We start from the raw sequence: 18,052 nt of genomic DNA on the forward strand, positions 1-18,052 counted from the left end.
AAGATAATTCCATGGCGCGATATATATTTGTCACTGGCGGCGTGGTTTCATCCCTTGGAAAAGGTCTATCATCAGCATCATTAGCTTATCTATTACAGTCACGTGGTTATAAAGTTAGGCTTAGAAAATTAGATCCTTACTTAAATGTAGATCCTGGAACAATGAGTCCATTCCAGCATGGAGAGGTTTTTGTAACAGATGATGGCGCTGAAACAGATTTAGATTTAGGTCACTATGAAAGATTTTCAGGAGTTACCGCAAAGAAAACAGATAATATTACTACAGGAAAAATTTATAGCGATGTTCTGAGGAAAGAAAGAAAAGGAGAATATCTTGGAAAGACAGTACAAGTTATTCCACATATAACTGATAGAATTAAAGAATTTATTAAATACGATACTTCAAAAGAAGATTTTGTAATTTGCGAAATAGGTGGAATTGTAGGTGATATTGAAAGCTTACCATTTGTTGAGGCTATAAGACAATTTTCAAATGATATTGGGAAAAAAAATTCTTTATTTATTCATTTAACTTTAGTTCCATATTTAAAAGCATCAGATGAAATTAAAACTAAACCAACACAACACTCCGTAAAAGAATTGAGAAGTATTGGTATTCAACCTGATATAATTATTTGTAGATCAGAAAGACCAATACCTTTAGAGCATAGAAAAAAAATATCTCTATTTTGTAATGTTGATATTAAAAATGTAATTGAAACGGTTGATGTAAAAACAATTTATGAAGCACCAATTAGTTTTGCTAAAGAAAAGTTAGATGTTCAAGTTTTAGATTACTTTAAAATAAAATCTAAAAAATCAAATAACCTAAATCCTTGGAAGAAAATTACCAAAATTACACTTAATACAAAAAAACAAGTTAATATTGCGATAATAGGTAAGTATGTAGAATTAAAAGATGCATATAAATCATTAGATGAAGCCTTAACGCATGGAGGAATTACAAACAACTTGAAGGTAAATTTAGTTAGAATTGATTCAGAAAAATTAAAAGTTTCTGAAATTAAAAGCAAACTTAAAAACGTTTCAGGTATTCTAATACCAGGAGGATTTGGAAAAAGAGGAACTGAGGGAAAAATCGAAGCAATTAAATATTCAAGAATTAATAAAATACCATTTTTAGGTATTTGTTACGGTATGCAAATGGCAATAATAGAATTTGCTAGAAATAAATTAAAAATTAAAAAAGCAACTTCTTCTGAGTTTGATAAAGGCGGTGTTCATATAATTGGATTAATGAATGAGTGGGAAAAAAGTGGAAAAAAAGTTAAAGGTACAGATAAAAATTTAGGTGGAACAATGAGACTTGGTTCTTATGATGCAATTTTAAAAGATAAGTCTAAAATTAGAGATATCTATAAATCAAGATTAATTAAAGAAAGACACAGACATAGATATGAAGTGGATATTTCATTTAAGGAAAAATTTGAGAAAAATGGACTGATATTTTCTGGTTTATCACCAGATAATAAACTCCCTGAGATAATTGAACTTAAAAATCATCCTTGGTTTATTGGAGTTCAGTTCCATCCTGAATTTAAATCTAGACCTTTATCTCCTCATCCTTTATTCTCTTCATTTATCAAAGCAGCAAAAAATCATAAATGAGTAGTATTACAGTCAATTGTGGGAACATAGAAATTTCAAACGATAAAAAAATTTGTATCATTGCTGGTCCATGTCAACTTGAAACAGAACAGCATGCAATGGACATGGCTGGAAAAATAAAAGAAATAACTTCCAAATATGGTCTAGGTTTTATTTATAAAACTTCTTTTGATAAAGCTAATCGAACAAGTTTAAAAGGTAAGAGAGGTGCTGGTTTGGAAGCTTCATTACCTGTGTTTGACAAAATTAAAAAAGAATTAAATATTCCAATTTTAACAGATATTCATAATTCAGAGCAATGTTTAGTAGTTGCTAATCATGTTGATGTTTTGCAAATTCCAGCTTTTCTTTGTAGACAAACTGATCTTTTAATCGCTGCTGCTAAAACAAACAAAATTATAAATGTTAAAAAGGGTCAATTTTTAGCTCCTTGGGACATGGTAAATGTTACAAAAAAAATATCTGACTCAGGAAACTCAAATATTCTTGTTACTGAAAGAGGTGCAAGTTTTGGATACAACACTTTGGTTTCTGACATGAGATCTTTACCTATTATGGCTAAGAATGGTTATCCAGTTATTTTTGATGCAACACATTCAGTTCAACAACCTGGAGGACAAGGAGAGTCTTCAGGAGGTCAAAGAGAATTTGTTGAGTATCTTGCAAGAGCAGCTGTTGCAGTTGGGGTTGCTGGTGTATTTATAGAGACACATCAAGATCCAGATAATGCACCATCTGATGGACCTAATATGGTTCCTCTAGATAAACTAGAAAATCTAATAAAACAATTAACCGAAATTGATAAACTTATTAAGTGAGTAAAATAATAAAAGTTAAAGCACGACAAGTTTTTGATAGTCGGGGAAATCCAACTGTAGAAGCCGAGGTTTATACAAATAATATAAGTGCATCTGCCATATGCCCATCAGGTGCATCAACTGGAACTCATGAAGCTTTTGAAAAACGAGATAAAAATAACAAGAAGTATTTAGGCAAAAGTGTTTTAAAAGCTGTTGAATTAGTAAATTTAAAAATTTCAAAAAAATTAAAAGGTCAAAGTGTTCATAATCAAGAGAGAATCGATGCTTTATTAATTAATTTAGATGGTACGAGACAAAAAACCAATTTAGGTGCAAATGCTATGCTTGCAGTATCAATGGCTGTAAAAAAACTTTCTGCAAAAGTAAAAAAACTACCTTTGTATAAAACATTTTTTTTAAAAAATAATTTTCAATTACCTTATCCATTAATGAATATTATTAATGGTGGAGCTCATGCCAACAATGGTCTTAGAATACAAGAATTTATGATACGACCAGATAGAGCAAAAAGTTTCTCAGAAGCAATGAGGATTTGTTTTGTTGTAATTAAAAACCTAAGTAATTTAATAAAAAACAAAGGTTATTCTACTTCAGTGGGTGATGAAGGTGGTTTTGCACCAATGATTAGTAGCAATAACCAGGCTCTAGATTTGATTGTTTCAGCAATTAAGAAATCTGGATTTGTTAATGGTAAAGATGTTTCAATTTGTTTGGATGTGGCTGCAAATGAACTATTAAAAAAAAATAAATATTCAATCCATTCAAAAAGTTTTGTAAGCGTTGAAAAATCAATAAAAGAATACCAAAAAATTATCAAGAAATATAAAATTAAATCTATAGAAGATCCTTTTGCAGAAAATGATTGGTTAGCTTGGAATAAATTAATGCGTTCAGTAAAAAAAGTTCAGATTGTGGGAGATGATCTTTATGTTACAAATCTTGAGAGGTTAAAAAAAGGATTTTTAAATATTTCATCTAATTCAATATTAATTAAACTTAATCAGATAGGAACTGTTTCTGAAACGCTAGATGTTATTAAATTTGCTCAAACTATCGGCTATAAAACAATAATTTCTCATAGATCTGGAGATAGTGAAGATACATTCATTGCTGATTTGGCAGTTGGAACAAATTCTAATCAAATCAAAACAGGATCTTTAGCACGTTCAGAAAGAGTTGCCAAATACAATCAATTAATTCGGATTGAAGAAGAACTTGGAAATAAGGCAAGAATGAATAAAATCAACTAATGTTGAGATTAATAAAAAGAAATTATTTTTTATTAACATCAATTTTTTTAATATTTTATTTTATATTTAATTTAGTTTCTGGAGAAAGAGGACTTTTTTCATATTTTGAAAAAAAAGAACTTTTGTCTGACTTGAAAAAAGAAGAGGCATTATTAATTAGTAATATAAAGGATATGGATCATAAGAATTCTCTGTTAAGTACAAATCTAGATTTAGATTATATAGAGATCTTAATTAGAGAAAGATTTTTATTTGGTAAAAAAGGTGAAACAATTTATTTAATTAAAAAAGATGAAAAGTAGACATCCTGAAAAAGAAAATAAGCCGATAAATCCAATTAAAAAAAAACCAGATTGGATTAGATCAAAGCTTACAAATAGCAAAGAATTTTTTTTAACAAAAACAATAGTTAATAATAATAACCTAGTAACTGTTTGTCAGGAAGCAAACTGTCCAAATATTACTGAGTGCTGGAGTAAGAGACACGCAACTTTTATGATAATGGGTGACACATGTACAAGAGCATGTGCTTTCTGTGATGTTAAAACCGGTGTTCCAGGAAATTTAGATTTATTAGAACCAATTAAAATTGCAGAAGCTGTAAAAAAGTTAAATTTAAAACATGTTGTAATAACTTCAGTTGATAGAGATGATTTAGATGACGGAGGTACTGAACATTTTTATAATGTGATTAATCAAACAAGAAAATCAAATCCAAATACAACTATAGAAGTTTTAACACCTGATTTTTTAAGAAAAGGGGAGGCTTATAAAAAAGTTATTGAAGCTAAACCAGATGTTTTTAATCATAATATTGAGACTGTACCCAGTCTTTATTTAAAAGTAAGACCAGGATCTAGATATTTTGCATCCCTAGAACTTTTAAAAAATGCAAAGAAAATTGATAAAAATATTTTTACTAAATCTGGAATTATGGTTGGGTTAGGAGAAACAAGAGATGAAATATTGCAAGTTATGGATGATTTAAGAGCAGCTGATGTAGATTTTATAACTATCGGTCAGTACTTGCAGCCATCAACAAAACATTTTCCATTAGATAGATATTATACCCCAAAAGAATTTGATGATTTAGGAACTATAGCAAAAGCTAAGGGTTTTTTATTAGTTTCTTCATCACCTTTAACAAGATCTTCTTATCATGCTGATGAAGATTTTGCTAAGTTACAACAAAACAGAATAAAAAGTAATTAATGCCTAAAGCATCAGTTACACGTCACATCGCACGTGATAAACAAACATTAATTGATTTTGTTTTAGATATTGAAAAGTATCCTGAATTCATTCCATTTTGCATAGACTCAAAAGTTTATGAAACAAACGATGAGGAAGATGTTAAAAAAATAATTGCCGATCTGACTATTGGTAAAAGACCTTTTATAGATACTTATAAAAGCGATGTCAGATATGATAAAAAAAAAGACTCTATTCATGTAACCAATATTGATGGTCCCTTAAAACATCTTGAAAATAATTGGAAATTTGTAGAAAAAAATAATTTAACTGAAGTTCATTTTGATGTTGATTTTGAAATTAAAAATAAGTTTTTAAATTTAATAATGGAAAAATCATTTCAATTTGGTTTAAACAAAATAGCAGATGCTTTTCAAAAAAGAGCTGAAAATCTTTAAGAAATAATTTTTGTAATTTTATTTAATACTTCTATTACTGTATTTTTTTGAATACTTGATCTGTTCCTAGATCCAAATTTATTTTCTAAAATTAATAAATATTTTCCAGTTTTAATCCCAATATAGACAAGACCAACTGGTTTTAATTTTGATCCTCCTCCTGGCCCAGCTATACCAGTAATTGATACATTAATTTTGCTTTTAGAAATTTTAGATAAATTCTTTACCATTTCTTCACAGCATTCTTTGCTTACAGCACCATATTTTTTAATGATATTTCTATCTACTTTTAAGATTTTAGTTTTTGCCTCATTAGAGTAAGTAATTAAACCCATTTGAAAATATTTGGATGAATTTGCTAGTTTAGTAAGATTGCTAGCCAACAAACCTCCTGTACAAGACTCAGCTACAGAAATTGTTAATTTTTTATCTATCAATTTTTTATGTAGTTTTTTTAAATTCATTAAAATATGAAACTGACTAAATAGACTACAACCATTGAGTAAAGACCAGCCATCATATCATCCATAATTATACCAAAATAATTTTTATGATTTTTATCGAAATAGCTTACTGGAAATGGCTTTAAAATATCAAAAAATCTAAAAGATAATAAAGAAATAATATAATAAAACTCAATAGCAATATTAATTTGATTGGTTTGATTTAAATATAGCAAAAGTATCAAAGGCATTGATTGACCCAAAACTTCATCAATTACAATTTGTCTAGGATCTTTATTTTCAAATTCACTCTCTGAGTCTTTGACTGCATAAAAAGAGTAAAAAAACAAAATAATAAAAAAAACTATTGAGAATTTTAAACTTGTATAGTTAAGTATTTCATAAGCTATATAAATAAAGATCGTTGTAACAATTGATGCAACAGTACCAGGAATTTTTGTTAAGTATCCGTACCCAAAGAAAGTTGAGATTAAAACATTAATTTTTTTCATTTTGATATCGAGCAAATTACTTCACAGGCAATTGCTTTTTCTTTCCCTATTAATCCAAGTTTTTCTGTAGTTTTACCTTTTAAATTAATTAAATCTTTATTTAAATCTAACAGATTTGAAAGCGAATTTATAATTTTGTCTCTGTATTTTGATATTTTTGGTTTTTCACATACCAAATTAATATCTAAATTATTGATGTGGTAATTATTTGAATTTAACAATTTTATTATTGGTTTTAGCATTTTTGGAGATCTAATATTTTTAAACTTGTTACTGTTATCTGGAAAAAAAGTTCCAATATCTTTTTTTCTCATAGCTCCTAATATTGCATCAATGACAGAATGAATAATTACATCACCATCAGAGTGTCCTTTTAATCCTGAATGATAAGGTATTTTAATACCTCCCAAATAAAGTTTTTTACCTTTGATTAATCTATGAATATCAAATCCAATACCAAAGTAAGTTAATTTTTCTTTAATATCTTCTTTGAAAGTAATTTTAGTATTTAAATTTTCACCTTGAATGAATTTTACTTTCAAGTTTTTTTCAATAAATAAGGTTGCCTCATCTGTAATCACTTTTTTGTGTTTAATTGATAAATTGTATAAATCTTGAAATTTAAAAGCTTGAGGAGTTTGTGTTAGAATAGAGTTGTCTCTGCTTAAATTGAATATTTGTTTTCTAATTTTATATTTGATTGAGTCTTTAGATTTGATTGCAGGAACTACCGCTTTATATCTTTTTAGTGAAGTTATTAATTTATTTAATAGATTTATTGTAAAATTTGGTCTTGCGGCATCATGTATTAGCACATTAGTAGGTTTGTATTTTTTAATAAACTTTAAAGCAATTAATGAAGAATCAGACCTTTCTTTACCACCAATGATAATCGAAACATTTTTTGAAAATTTTCCTTTAATCTCCGTTTTTTTGTTAACAACAATTATTATTTTTTTGAAAAGCTTTGACTTTATAGCTTTATCAAGGGAGTGTTTGAATAAAGGTTTACCTTCATAAATGTTGTATTGTTTTAGTTTTTTTGAATTAAATCTTTTGCTTTGTCCTGAAGCTAGTATTATAAAATAGTTACTCATAATTATAGAAAATTTATACCTAAATGACAGATTTTATTAAGAAAAATATTTATTTGATAATATTATTTATTATCACATTATCGATAGGTTTTTTAACATTTTTAACTTTTATTGATAAAGGATTTATAAAACTAAATGATAAAAATTTACAATATCTTTTAATATTAAATATAATACTCCTAACCTCGCTTTTTGTATTTATTTTTTTTGAAATAAGAAGAGCAATCAAAACAGATATTGATAAAGATGGTTTAAAGTCAAATAAAAAGTACATTACTGTTTTTGCTCTATTTACTTTAATACCTTCAGTTTTAATTTCAATTTTTTCCTTATTTCTTTTTTCTTTTGCTTTAGAAAAATATTTTGACAAAAAAGTTACAACAGTTGTTAATAATTCATATGAGCTTGCAAAAAATTACGTTGAAGAGATAAGAAATAATATTCAATCAGACATAGTATTGATAGCTTTTGATATAAATAAAAGTAAAAAATTCTTAAATGATGATTTTAAGGAATATAGTCGTTTTTTAAATACTCAAAAGTTAATTAGAGATGTTGATGAAGTACATGTCATTGATATAAATAAAAAATTAATATTTACCACATTAAAAGACAATCAACCTTATGTGCCACCACTGGATGGAGCTTTATCACTTGTCATAGATGATGATCGTCCTTTAAAAATTTTAAATGCACCAGATAACATATCTGCAGCTATTATGAGGTTACAAAACTTTGAAAATAGATTTTTGTATGTAGTTAAATTTTTAGATAAAAATATCTCAAAATACTTAACAGAGTCCGAAGAAGCAATTAATTTTTATTATACTGTAGAAGAAAAAAGTACAGGAATCAAAATTTCTTTTGCTATTATATACATAATTGTTGTTAGTGTTTTGCTATTTGTATCTATTTCTATCGCTATAAGATTTTCATCAAGATTTTTTAGATCCATAAACAATTTAATTAATGCCTCTGTATCTATTGGAGAAGGTAAATTTGATACTAAAGTTCCAGAAGTAAAAACTGATAAAGATTTAGAAATTTTGAACAAAAATTTTAACTTAATGATCGATAAACTCAGAAATCAACAAGAAAAGTTAATAATTAATGAAAGACATGAAGCATGGAGCAATCTCGCAAGAAAATTAGCACATGAAATTAAAAATCCATTAACTCCAATTCAATTAACAATTGATAGAATGAAAACAAAATATTCTAACCAAATTAATGAAAATGAAAAAGAGAATTTTGATGAAAATTTAAAAATAATAAATAATCAAATTAAGCAAATAGGAAATTTAGTTAATGAATTTTCAGACTTTGCTCGAATGCCCAAACCTATTTTAAAAGAAAACAATTTAATTGAAATTATTCAGGAAAACATAAAATTACTAAATGAATTAGATAGCACCATAAATATTTCTATGAATGTAAATAAAAAGGAAGTTTTTTTAAACAGTGACAAAGAACAGCTTGCAAGAGTTTTTTTTAATTTAATTAAAAATTCCATAGAAAGTATTCAGCAAAGATCAGAAAATGATAGTAATTTAGTCAAAAAAATCACTATTGAAGTTAATGAAGAAAATAGCCACATAAATGTCAATCTTATTGATAACGGTATTGGGTTTGGGATATTTTCTGCAAATATTAAGGATATTTTAAATCCATATTTTACGACTAAAAAAAATGGAACTGGGTTGGGTCTTTCAATTGTAAGTAAAATAATAAATGACCATAATGGAAAAATTGAATTTATACCTTTGGATGATGGGGCCAAAATTAAAATAGTTTTTATCAAATAATATGAACTCAGAAATATTAATCGTAGATGATAATGTTGATATAAGAAACATTATTAATGATTTAATTTTAGATGCTGGTTATAAAACAAGACTTGCTGCAAATTATAATCAAGCATTATCTGAAATTGATAAAAAACTTCCAGATGTCGCAATACTTGATGTCAAACTAGATAAAGGTGATAATGACGGGATAAAGTTGTTATCACATATTAAATCAAAAGACAAAGACGTTCCTGTAATCATAATTTCAGGTCATGCTAACATTGAAATGGCTGTAAAATCTCTTCACGAAGGGGCTTTTGAATTTATTGAAAAACCTTTTGATCAAGAGAGATTACTAAATTTTGTAAAAAGAGCAGTTGAAAATTACAGTCTCAAAAAGCAAAATAAAGAATATGAAACAAAATTATTTTCATCCTATGAATTAATAGGAAATAGTAAAAATATTTTAAATATAAACGATCAAATAAATAAAATTTCATTAACAGAAAGTAGAGTTTTTATTAATGGTCCCTCAGGATCTGGAAAAGAATTAATAGCAAGAAAAATTCATAAATTATCAAAAAGAAATAAAAATCCATTTATTGTTTTAAATGGAGCTTTGTTAGATTCAAATAAATATGAATTGGAATTATTTGGAGAAGAGAAAGACAACGGTTCTATATCTTATGGAGCGTTAGAAAAAGCTAACAAAGGAACTTTATTGATTGATCAAGTTTCTGAAATACCTTTAGATATACAGTCAAAAATTTTACGAGTTCTAACAGATCAAAAATTTAAAAGAGTTAATGGTTCAAATGATGTGAGTGTAAATGTTAGATTGATATGTTCTTCAAGCAAGGATTTGACGAAAGAAATTGAAATAGGAAACTTTAGAGAAGATCTATTTCATAGACTTAATGTTTTTGAAATTAATGTTGAACCATTAAATCAACGTATTTCAGATATTCCGCTTTTAATAAAATACTTTTCAAAAAAAATATCTGAAAATTACAATATTAATGAATTAGATATTGATGAAAATAATACTTATATTTTAAATCATGATTGGCATGGTAATGTTAGAGAATTAAGAAATTTAATTGAACGGATTGCAATTTTACAACCTGAGACGAAGGAAAAAATATCAAATATAATTAAGGAGTCTCTAAAAAATATCAATTTTAATGAACAACTGGCTGAAAACAGCCTATCTGTGCCGTTAAAAGAAGCTAGAGAAAAATTTGAAAAGGAGTATTTAACTATTCAATTGAAAAAATTTAATGGAAATATTTCAAAAACAGCTAATTTTGTTGGAATGGAAAGAACTGCCTTACATAGAAAATTAAAGGGCTTAGGGATTAAAGAATTTAATTAGATGAACATTATCATTTGTGGTGCTGGTAGAGTAGGCTTTACTATAGCTAAACAGCTTAGTGAACAAGGTCATTCTATTACTGTAATAGATCCGTCTAGCGAAGATATTCAAAAAATTGATGATGCTCTTGATGTTAAAGCTATAGTTGGAAAAGGTAGCTATCCATCAATACTCGAAAAAGCAAATGCTCAAGAAGCAGATATGATTATTGCTGTAACTCGAAATGATGAAATTAACATGGTAATATGTCAAATTGCTTTTTCGATATTTAAAATTCCAAAAAAAATTGCGAGAATAAGATCTCAGGATTATTTAAATCCAAAGTTTACAACAGTTTACAACAAAGAAAACCTACCTATAGATGTTATTATTTCACCAGAAATTGAAATTGCTAAATCTATTCAAAGAAAATTAGAAGCTCCTGGTGCTTTAGATAGCGTACCCTTTGCTGAAAATAAAATAAGATTACTTGAAATATTGATTAATGAAAATTGTAGTTTGATGAATATTAAATTACAAGATCTTACAAACAAATACCCCAACCTTAAAGCAAACGTTATTGGCGTAATAAGAGAAGAAAGATTTTTTATTCCAAAAAAAACTGATGATATAAAGATAAATGATAAAATTTATGTAATTATAAATTCAACTCAAATGTCTGAGACATTGGAAGCATTTGGACATACTGAAAAAGTTTCTAAAAAAATTCTTATAGTTGGTGGAGGTAACATTGGTTTTAATTTAGCGAAAAATATTGATGAAAATTTAGATGCTGCAAGAGTAAAAATTATTGAAAAAAATAAAGATAGGGCTGAATTCCTTGCAAGTGAATTAAACAATACAATAGTTATTAATGGAGACGCATTAGATGAGGAAGTTTTAGTTGAGGCAAATTTAGAAGAAGCAGAGACCGTTTTAGCTCTTACCAACGACGATGAAGACAATTTAATGGTAAGTGTTTTAGTCGAAAAATTTGCAAAAGATGAAAAAGAAATCGATGACAAGAGAACAATGGCTTTAATTAATAAACCAAATTATTCATTATTACAGAATTCACTCAAAATTGATGATTTGATTGATCCTAGAATGAATACAGTATCTAGTATTTTAAAACATATACATAAAGGTACAATTGAAACTGCTTATACAATAATGAACGGTGAATATGAGGTGATAGAAGCTGAGATTATTGAAACATCTGAATTAATTAATAAAGAATTAAAAAATTCAAATTTACCCGAGGAAATTAGAATAGGTGCTGTGCTTAGAGATGATAAGGTAATTATACCCAGATCAGACTTTATATTTCAAAAAGATGATAAAGTTGTTTTTTTAGCCAAAAAAGATTCTATCTCAGTTGTAGAAAACATTTTTAGAATTAGCTCAATTTAATTAAATGCCAATACTTCGGGTAAAATATTTAAGTTTCTTCTTTCTATTGATTTCTTTTTTTTCATTTTTTAATATTATTTATTCTTATTATTTCAATTTATACTTAAACTTAAATACATATTACTTTAGTTTAGTAACTTCTGGTTTAATTAGTTTTTTGTTTTATAAAATTGATAAATCGAAAAAAAAACCCACAATATTTGAAAAAATATTAACAGTGCTTTTGGGATATCTTATTATGCCATTAGTATTATCTGTTCCATTTTATTTTAGTATTTATAACTTAACTTTTTTAAATGCTTTATTTGAAGCAGTTTCAGGTTTTACCTCAACTGGTTTTACAATATTTCAGAACATAAAACATATTGATCAAGGATTAATAATATGGAGATCATCGATACAATGGATAGGTGGGTTATACTTTTTATTTTCTATAATTTTTTTGATTGATATTTATGATGAAAACTTAAAAAAATCTCTTACAAATTTTTTATCATTTAATACAACTGAAATTTTAAAACAAACAATTAAAATATTTATTTTATATTCAAGCTTAACATTAGCTATTTTTTTAATTCTTAATATATTTGGAATTAGATCATTTAATTCATTAAATCTAGCAATGACAATTATTTCATCAGGTGGTTTTTTACCTGTGAACGATCTCTCAACAATACTTATACAAAATACACAGATAATTATTTTTTCACTATTAATGCTAGTCTCTTTTTTTAGTATTTTCTTTGTATATAATTTAATTTTTTTAAGAAAAAACATTAATTTTTTTCATGAGGATATTCACTTATTTTTATACTTTGTAATAACTGTTGGAATTTTTTTTATATTTTTTAGTTACGATAATACTTTTTTTAATAGTTTTTTATCTTTAGTAAGTAGTATTTCAAATATTGGAATTTCATTGAATGTAGAACAAACTAATCTTCAATTTTTGTATTTACTTTTAGTTATAATTGGAGGCTCATTTATTTCAACAAGTTCAGGGTTAAGATTTTTGAAAATTTACTCTCTAACAAAATATTCTTTAAATCAAATACTTTCTTTTAGTAGACCAAAAAATGTATTTATGAATAAATTAGTATTTTCCAAAATTAATTTTGCTACTCAAGATATAAATAAATATTTCCTTACAATTGTGATTTTTATAATTTCACTTTTTTTATTAACAATTTTTTTGTCTTTGAGCGATATCAATTTTGAGTATTCATTTAAACTTGCTGTATTAACATTAATGAATACAGCTAACTCCTCAGCATATGGAATAAGTGATTTTGATTTCCAAAATTTACACTTTATTACTAAATATATTCTTATTTTCTTTATGATTATTGGTCGAATTGAATTGTTATCTTTATTATTGATAGCTAAAAAATTTCTGTTTAAATATTAAATTTGTAATATATATGTAATTCAAATATTGCGCCCTTAGCTCAGCTGGATAGAGCATCGGTTTTCTAAACCGAGGGTCGTAGGTTCGAATCCTTCAGGGCGCGCCATTCCTTAATATTTTGACCATAATTTCTTCTTGAAGTAGTTTTTTTAAAATGTTTTAATCCTGCGAATTCAAAACTATGTTTTGAATTATTTGTTAACAAATAATAATAACTAAAAGGAAGAATAATGTTTAAATACTTAAAACAATTAACTTCTTTAGTAGCAATGGTTGCAGTGTTGTTTACTTTTACAACAGAAACTATGGCTGCTAAAAAATCTAAAACACTTAAAAACACTCAAAAGAAGGGTTTTGTAAGATGTGGAGTATCTCAAGGTCTTCCAGGATTTTCTAATGCTGATGCAGCTGGAAATTGGACTGGTATCGATGTTGATGTATGTAGAGCGGTAGCTGCTGCAGTACTAGGTGATGCAAACAAAGTTAAGTTTACACCATTAAGTGCTAAAGAAAGATTTACAGCTTTAACTTCTGGTGAGATTGATATCTTATCAAGAAACACAACTTGGACTCTTTCTAGAGATGCTGATATCGGACTAACTTTCGTTGGAGTTAACTTCTACGATGGTCAAGGTTTCATGGTTAGAAAAAGTTCTGGTATTACTTCAACAAGCCAATTCAAAGATGGTATCTCAGCTTGTACAAACATTGGTACAACAACTGAGTTAAATATGAGAGACTTCTTTAACTCTAAAGGAATTTCTTATGAGCCAGTTGCTTTCGAAAAAGCTGACGAAGTTGTAGCTGCTTATGATGCAGGTAGATGTGATACTTACACTACTGATAAATCAGGTCTTGCTGCACAAAGAACTAAAATGACTAACCCAGATGATCACATTGTATTACCTGAAACTGTTTCTAAAGAGCCTTTAGGACCAGTTGTTAGACAAGGTGACTCAGTATGGGAAGATATCGTTAGATGGTCTTTAAATGCTATGATCGAAGCTGAGGAGTATGGAATTACTTCAGCTAATGCAGATTCCATGAAAACTTCAGACAATCCAGCTGTAAAAAGATTAGTTGGTGCTGAAGGTGAATTAGGTGCTGCTTTTGGTCTAGACAATGAGTGGAGCTTAAGAATTATCAAGCAAGTTGGTAACTATGGTGAAAGCTACAAAAGAAACATAGCTGATACTGGAATTTTACCAGACAGAGGTCCAAATGAATTATGGACTAAAGGTGGAATTCTTTACGTACCACCTGCAAGATAATTGCATATTTAACTAATTAAAAAGGGCTAGATTTTTCTAGCCCTTTTTTTTATAAGCTCTTAAATGAACTTCAAATTACAAAAAATAGTTCCTCAATTAATTACAGTTTTAGCAGTAGTTCTAGTTTTTGGTTTCTTTAGTTATAACGCCCAAGTCAATATGGAAAATAGAGGTATTGATTTTGGATATGGTTTTTTATCTCAAGAATCTTCATTTGATGTTCAATTTTCTTTAATTGAATACGACGGATCACATTCTTATTTTAGAGCTTATCTTGTTGGTTTGTTAAACACTATTTTAGTTTCTGTGATTGGAATTATCATTGCAACTATACTTGGAATAATTGTTGGTGTAGCAAGACTTTCGCCAAATTATTTAATTAATAAATTTGCAGCTTTTTACGTAGAATTTTTTAGAAATATTCCATTACTTTTACAAATATTTTTTTGGTATTTTGCAGCTTTAAGAGCTTTACCTTTACCTCAAGATGCTGATGCAATGTTTGGTGTTTTCTTTTTAACAATCAAAGGTCTTTATGTCCCAGCTTTTGTTTGGGAAAATTTTAATGTTTTCTTTTATTCATTAGTTGGAGCAATAATTGCAATAGTTGTTATCAGAGTTCATTCGAGAAAAGTTCAAGAAACTCAAGGTAAACAATTACCAGTTTTATGGATATCTTTAGGATTAATTTTTATATTACCTTTATTAAGTTTTTTAATTGGGGGTGTAAACCTTTCTTTTGAGATACCTAAATTAAAACAATTAGCTGAAACTTCTTATAGATATGAAGGTGGATTAAATTTACCACCTGAATTAATTGCATTAACTTTATCTTTAGCTTTATATACAGCAACTTTTATTGCTGAGTGTGTAAGAGCTGGAATTCAAGGTGTTGGAAAAGGACAAAAAGAAGCCGCTGCATCGATTGGTTTAAATCCAAATCAAGTTTTAAAATTAGTAGTAATGCCTCAAGCTTTAAGAATTATTATCCCGCCAACTACTAACCAATATTTAAATTTAACTAAAAATTCATCATTGGCAGCAGCTATTGCTTATCCAGATTTAGTTTTAGTGTTTGCTGGTACAGCTTTAATGCAAACAGGAAAAGCTATTGAGATCGTTTCTATTACTATGCTTACTTACTTAAGTTTAAGTATATCAATTTCTATATTGATGAATTGGTACAATAAAAAAATTGCTATTAAGGAAAAATAAATGTCAAAAATTAATTTTTTAAGACCTGATAAAGAAAATTTAAATACATTTCTGTATTTAGGTTCTTTGTTATTTTTTATTAGTGTTTTAGATGTATTTTTGAATTCTTTTTTTAATGTTAACATCATGGGTTTCCTACCAACTTTGTTAAGTTTTGTGATACCTTTAGTGATTGGATTTATAGGTCTTCATTTTATTAGGATTGAACATAGCGGTTATAAATTTTTAGATAGTTTAAACAAAAATATTAATACCAATGGTTTTAATGCTGTTCTTTCATTATTAATTATTTTTGTGATAATTAAAGCAACTCCACCAATTCTAAGTTGGTTCTTTGTTGATGCTAGCTTTGCTGGAGATAGTAAAGATGTTTGTTCTGGAACTGGTGCTTGTTGGACTTACATCAAAGTTTGGTTTAACAGATTTATGTATGGAATGTACCCAAATGCAGAACAATGGAGAATAAATTTATCATTTATTTCTTTAGCATTACTTGGATCAGTTGGATATTTTGCTACAGAAAAATTTAAAAAGTATTTAACTTTATACTATGTTGTTATTTATCCTTTTATAGCATTTCTATTTATTTTCTTTTTTATTTCAGGTGGACCAGTATTTTTTGATTTTTCTTACGGTATAATTGCTGCTGTTATTTCAATTATTCTTGGATTTTTTATTCCAAGTAGATTTAAATTTTATTATTTTTTAATTGTTCCATTAACAATTTACATAGTTCTTAAATACTTTGTATTTTATGAGGAATTAATAGAACTTGGTAAACTTGACGGTTTAAACTGGGTTGAAACTGGTGCATGGGGAGGATTATCTCTAACATTCATTATCTCTTTCTTCTGTTTGATTTTCTGCTTTCCTATAGGGATGGCTTTTGCTTTAGGAAGAAGATCGGACTTACCTTTAATTAGATATATATCAGTTGGTTTCATTGAATTTTGGAGAGGTGTACCGCTTATAACAGTTCTATTTATGTCTGCTGTAATGTTTCCAATGTTTTTACCGGAAGATTTTTTTATAGATAAATTAGTAAGAGCAATTATTGCAATTTCTTTATTTGAAGCCGCATATGTTGCAGAAGTTATAAGAGGAGGCCTACAAGCTTTACCAAGAGGCCAATACGAGGCAGCAAAATCATTAGGTATGGGATATTGGAAGATGCATATATTTGTAATATTACCTCAAGCACTTAAATTAGTAATTCCAGGTATTGCTAATACTTTCTTAGCATTGGTTAAAGATACACCTTTAATATTTGTAGTTGGATTATTGGAGATAGTTGGAATGTTAAATTTAGCAAAAACTAATCCAGAATGGTTAGGATTTGCAATGGAAGGCTATGTATTTGCAGCAATAATTTTCTGGATTATTTGTTATGCAATGAGTAAGTATAGCTATAATCTAGAACAAAAATATAAAACAGAGCGATAACTATGTCTGACAGCATTATTCAAATTAAAAATGTAAATAAATGGTTTGGGGATTTCCAAGTATTAAAAGACATAAATTTAGAAGTTAAACCAAAAGAAAAAATTGTAGTTTGCGGACCGTCTGGTTCTGGTAAATCAACTTTAATTAGATGTATAAACAGATTAGAAGAGCATCAACAAGGAGATATCATTGTTGATGACAATACTTTAACAGAAGATACAAAAAATATTGAACAAATTAGAGCTGAAGTTGGAATGGTATTTCAACAATTCAATTTGTTCCCTCATTTATCTATAGTAGATAATTGCACGCTTGCTCCTATTTGGGTAAAAAAAATGCCCAAAAAAGAAGCAGAAGAATTAGCACTAAAACATTTAGAAAGAGTTCAAATTCTTGACCAAGCTCAAAAATTTCCAGGTCAATTATCTGGTGGTCAGCAACAAAGGGTCGCAATCGCTAGAGCACTATGCATGGAACCAAAAATTATGTTATTTGATGAACCAACATCTGCACTTGATCCCGAAATGATTAAGGAAGTTCTTGATGTAATGGTTGATTTGGCTAATCAGGGTATGACAATGATCGTGGTTACACACGAGATGGGCTTTGCTAAAGAAGTTGCAGATAAAATGATCTTTATGGATGAGGGTATGATAGTAGAGAAAGCCGATACAAAGGAGTTTTTTGCTAATCCAAAGAGTGATCGTACTAAGCTTTTCTTGAGCCAAATCTTGTAAAATTTATATACATTCTAATCTTAA

17 protein-coding genes and 1 tRNA gene are annotated in these 18,052 nt (G+C 27.6%); 15 read left to right on the top strand and 3 right to left on the bottom strand.

The window, feature by feature from the left end:
* Positions 1–11: 11 nt before the first annotated feature.
* The 6 genes from ACTTBE_RS01315 to ACTTBE_RS01340 are packed head-to-tail and all read left to right on the top strand — an operon-like array spanning position 12 to position 5,348.
* Positions 12–1,628: a CTP synthase gene (locus tag ACTTBE_RS01315; protein WP_262589268.1), complete on the top strand. Its 1,617-nt coding sequence runs from the start codon at positions 12–14 to the stop codon at positions 1,626–1,628.
* The gene (kdsA, locus tag ACTTBE_RS01320) at positions 1,625–2,446 is read left to right on the top strand and encodes a 3-deoxy-8-phosphooctulonate synthase (RefSeq protein WP_440676846.1); all 822 of its coding nucleotides are present in this window, start codon (positions 1,625–1,627) and stop codon (positions 2,444–2,446) included. Before ACTTBE_RS01315 ends, kdsA begins: the two co-directional genes overlap by 4 nt.
* Positions 2,443–3,699, top strand: coding sequence for a phosphopyruvate hydratase (eno, locus tag ACTTBE_RS01325; RefSeq protein WP_440676847.1), 1,257 nt, complete (start codon positions 2,443–2,445; stop codon positions 3,697–3,699). Before kdsA ends, eno begins: the two co-directional genes overlap by 4 nt.
* Positions 3,699–4,001, top strand: a complete 303-nt coding sequence (locus ACTTBE_RS01330; protein WP_440676848.1) for an FtsB family cell division protein — start codon at positions 3,699–3,701, stop codon at positions 3,999–4,001. The genes eno and ACTTBE_RS01330 overlap by 1 nt, the downstream gene beginning before the upstream one ends.
* Entirely contained in the window at positions 3,991–4,911 is a 921-nt protein-coding gene (lipA, locus tag ACTTBE_RS01335) for a lipoyl synthase (protein WP_440676849.1), read from the top strand. Before ACTTBE_RS01330 ends, lipA begins: the two co-directional genes overlap by 11 nt.
* Entirely contained in the window at positions 4,911–5,348 is a 438-nt protein-coding gene (locus ACTTBE_RS01340; protein ID WP_440676850.1) for a type II toxin-antitoxin system RatA family toxin, read from the top strand. The genes lipA and ACTTBE_RS01340 overlap by 1 nt, the downstream gene beginning before the upstream one ends.
* On the opposite strand, the gene ACTTBE_RS01345 is transcribed toward ACTTBE_RS01340, so the two are convergent.
* From ACTTBE_RS01345 to ispF, 3 genes are read right to left on the bottom strand one after another with little or no spacing between them, the layout of a single operon-like run.
* Entirely contained in the window at positions 5,345–5,812 is a 468-nt protein-coding gene (locus ACTTBE_RS01345; protein ID WP_440676851.1) for a CinA family protein, read from the bottom strand. The genes ACTTBE_RS01340 and ACTTBE_RS01345 overlap by 4 nt on opposite strands.
* A complete protein-coding gene (locus tag ACTTBE_RS01350) occupies positions 5,812–6,303 on the bottom strand; it encodes a phosphatidylglycerophosphatase A family protein (RefSeq protein WP_440676852.1) in 492 nt (163 codons plus the stop codon). Before ACTTBE_RS01350 ends, ACTTBE_RS01345 begins: the two co-directional genes overlap by 1 nt.
* A complete protein-coding gene (gene ispF, locus ACTTBE_RS01355) occupies positions 6,300–7,400 on the bottom strand; it encodes a 2-C-methyl-D-erythritol 2,4-cyclodiphosphate synthase (protein WP_440676853.1) in 1,101 nt (366 codons plus the stop codon). The genes ACTTBE_RS01350 and ispF overlap by 4 nt, the downstream gene beginning before the upstream one ends.
* A gap of 23 nt (positions 7,401–7,423) precedes the next feature.
* Here ispF and ACTTBE_RS01360 point away from each other — a divergent pair, with 23 nt between their 5' ends.
* The 9 genes from ACTTBE_RS01360 to ACTTBE_RS01400 all read left to right on the top strand — a co-directional run bounded on the left by ACTTBE_RS01360 (position 7,424) and on the right by ACTTBE_RS01400 (position 18,028).
* The gene (locus ACTTBE_RS01360) at positions 7,424–9,205 is read left to right on the top strand and encodes an ATP-binding protein (protein WP_440676854.1); all 1,782 of its coding nucleotides are present in this window, start codon (positions 7,424–7,426) and stop codon (positions 9,203–9,205) included.
* 1 nt (position 9,206) lies between these two features.
* Positions 9,207–10,562: a sigma-54-dependent transcriptional regulator gene (locus tag ACTTBE_RS01365; protein WP_440676855.1), complete on the top strand. Its 1,356-nt coding sequence runs from the start codon at positions 9,207–9,209 to the stop codon at positions 10,560–10,562.
* On the top strand, positions 10,563–11,954 hold the full coding sequence (gene trkA, locus ACTTBE_RS01370; RefSeq protein WP_440676856.1) for a Trk system potassium transporter TrkA: 1,392 nt from the start codon (positions 10,563–10,565) through the stop codon (positions 11,952–11,954).
* A gap of 238 nt (positions 11,955–12,192) precedes the next feature.
* Positions 12,193–13,362, top strand: a complete 1,170-nt coding sequence (locus ACTTBE_RS01375; protein ID WP_440676857.1) for a TrkH family potassium uptake protein — start codon at positions 12,193–12,195, stop codon at positions 13,360–13,362.
* 29 nt (positions 13,363–13,391) lie between these two features.
* Positions 13,392–13,468, top strand: a tRNA-Arg gene (locus tag ACTTBE_RS01380).
* 124 nt (positions 13,469–13,592) lie between these two features.
* Positions 13,593–14,633 carry an amino acid ABC transporter substrate-binding protein gene (locus ACTTBE_RS01385; protein WP_075506690.1) on the top strand — a complete coding sequence of 347 codons (1,041 nt, stop codon included), beginning with the start codon at positions 13,593–13,595 and terminating at the stop codon, positions 14,631–14,633.
* A gap of 63 nt (positions 14,634–14,696) precedes the next feature.
* The gene (locus ACTTBE_RS01390; protein WP_440676858.1) at positions 14,697–15,848 is read left to right on the top strand and encodes an amino acid ABC transporter permease; all 1,152 of its coding nucleotides are present in this window, start codon (positions 14,697–14,699) and stop codon (positions 15,846–15,848) included.
* Entirely contained in the window at positions 15,849–17,291 is a 1,443-nt protein-coding gene (locus ACTTBE_RS01395) for an amino acid ABC transporter permease (RefSeq protein WP_440676859.1), read from the top strand.
* A gap of 2 nt (positions 17,292–17,293) precedes the next feature.
* The gene (locus tag ACTTBE_RS01400) at positions 17,294–18,028 is read left to right on the top strand and encodes an amino acid ABC transporter ATP-binding protein (protein ID WP_440676860.1); all 735 of its coding nucleotides are present in this window, start codon (positions 17,294–17,296) and stop codon (positions 18,026–18,028) included.
* Positions 18,029–18,052: the final 24 nt, after the last annotated feature.

This window comes from Candidatus Pelagibacter sp. HIMB1587 (assembly GCF_052047775.1).
Lineage (GTDB): Bacteria > Pseudomonadota > Alphaproteobacteria > Pelagibacterales > Pelagibacteraceae > Pelagibacter.

Excerpts from the sequence above, each read along its gene's own strand:
- ACTTBE_RS01400 (WP_440676860.1), top strand. The coding sequence starts at position 17,294 with ATGTCTGACAGCATTATTCAAATTAAAAATGTAAATAAATGGTTTGGG.
- trkA (WP_440676856.1), top strand. The coding sequence starts at position 10,563 with ATGAACATTATCATTTGTGGTGCTGGTAGAGTAGGCTTTACTATAGCT.
- ACTTBE_RS01360 (WP_440676854.1), top strand. The coding sequence starts at position 7,424 with ATGACAGATTTTATTAAGAAAAATATTTATTTGATAATATTATTTATT.
- ACTTBE_RS01345 (WP_440676851.1), bottom strand. The coding sequence starts at position 5,812 with ATGAATTTAAAAAAACTACATAAAAAATTGATAGATAAAAAATTAACA.
- ACTTBE_RS01385 (WP_075506690.1), top strand. The coding sequence starts at position 13,593 with ATGTTTAAATACTTAAAACAATTAACTTCTTTAGTAGCAATGGTTGCA.
- ispF (WP_440676853.1), bottom strand. The coding sequence starts at position 7,400 with ATGAGTAACTATTTTATAATACTAGCTTCAGGACAAAGCAAAAGATTT.
- lipA (WP_440676849.1), top strand. The coding sequence starts at position 3,991 with ATGAAAAGTAGACATCCTGAAAAAGAAAATAAGCCGATAAATCCAATT.
- ACTTBE_RS01315 (WP_262589268.1), top strand. The coding sequence starts at position 12 with ATGGCGCGATATATATTTGTCACTGGCGGCGTGGTTTCATCCCTTGGA.
- ACTTBE_RS01390 (WP_440676858.1), top strand. The coding sequence starts at position 14,697 with ATGAACTTCAAATTACAAAAAATAGTTCCTCAATTAATTACAGTTTTA.
- ACTTBE_RS01395 (WP_440676859.1), top strand. The coding sequence starts at position 15,849 with ATGTCAAAAATTAATTTTTTAAGACCTGATAAAGAAAATTTAAATACA.
- kdsA (WP_440676846.1), top strand. The coding sequence starts at position 1,625 with ATGAGTAGTATTACAGTCAATTGTGGGAACATAGAAATTTCAAACGAT.
- ACTTBE_RS01365 (WP_440676855.1), top strand. The coding sequence starts at position 9,207 with ATGAACTCAGAAATATTAATCGTAGATGATAATGTTGATATAAGAAAC.
- ACTTBE_RS01350 (WP_440676852.1), bottom strand. The coding sequence starts at position 6,303 with ATGAAAAAAATTAATGTTTTAATCTCAACTTTCTTTGGGTACGGATAC.
- ACTTBE_RS01375 (WP_440676857.1), top strand. The coding sequence starts at position 12,193 with ATGCCATTAGTATTATCTGTTCCATTTTATTTTAGTATTTATAACTTA.
- ACTTBE_RS01340 (WP_440676850.1), top strand. The coding sequence starts at position 4,911 with ATGCCTAAAGCATCAGTTACACGTCACATCGCACGTGATAAACAAACA.
- ACTTBE_RS01330 (WP_440676848.1), top strand. The coding sequence starts at position 3,699 with ATGTTGAGATTAATAAAAAGAAATTATTTTTTATTAACATCAATTTTT.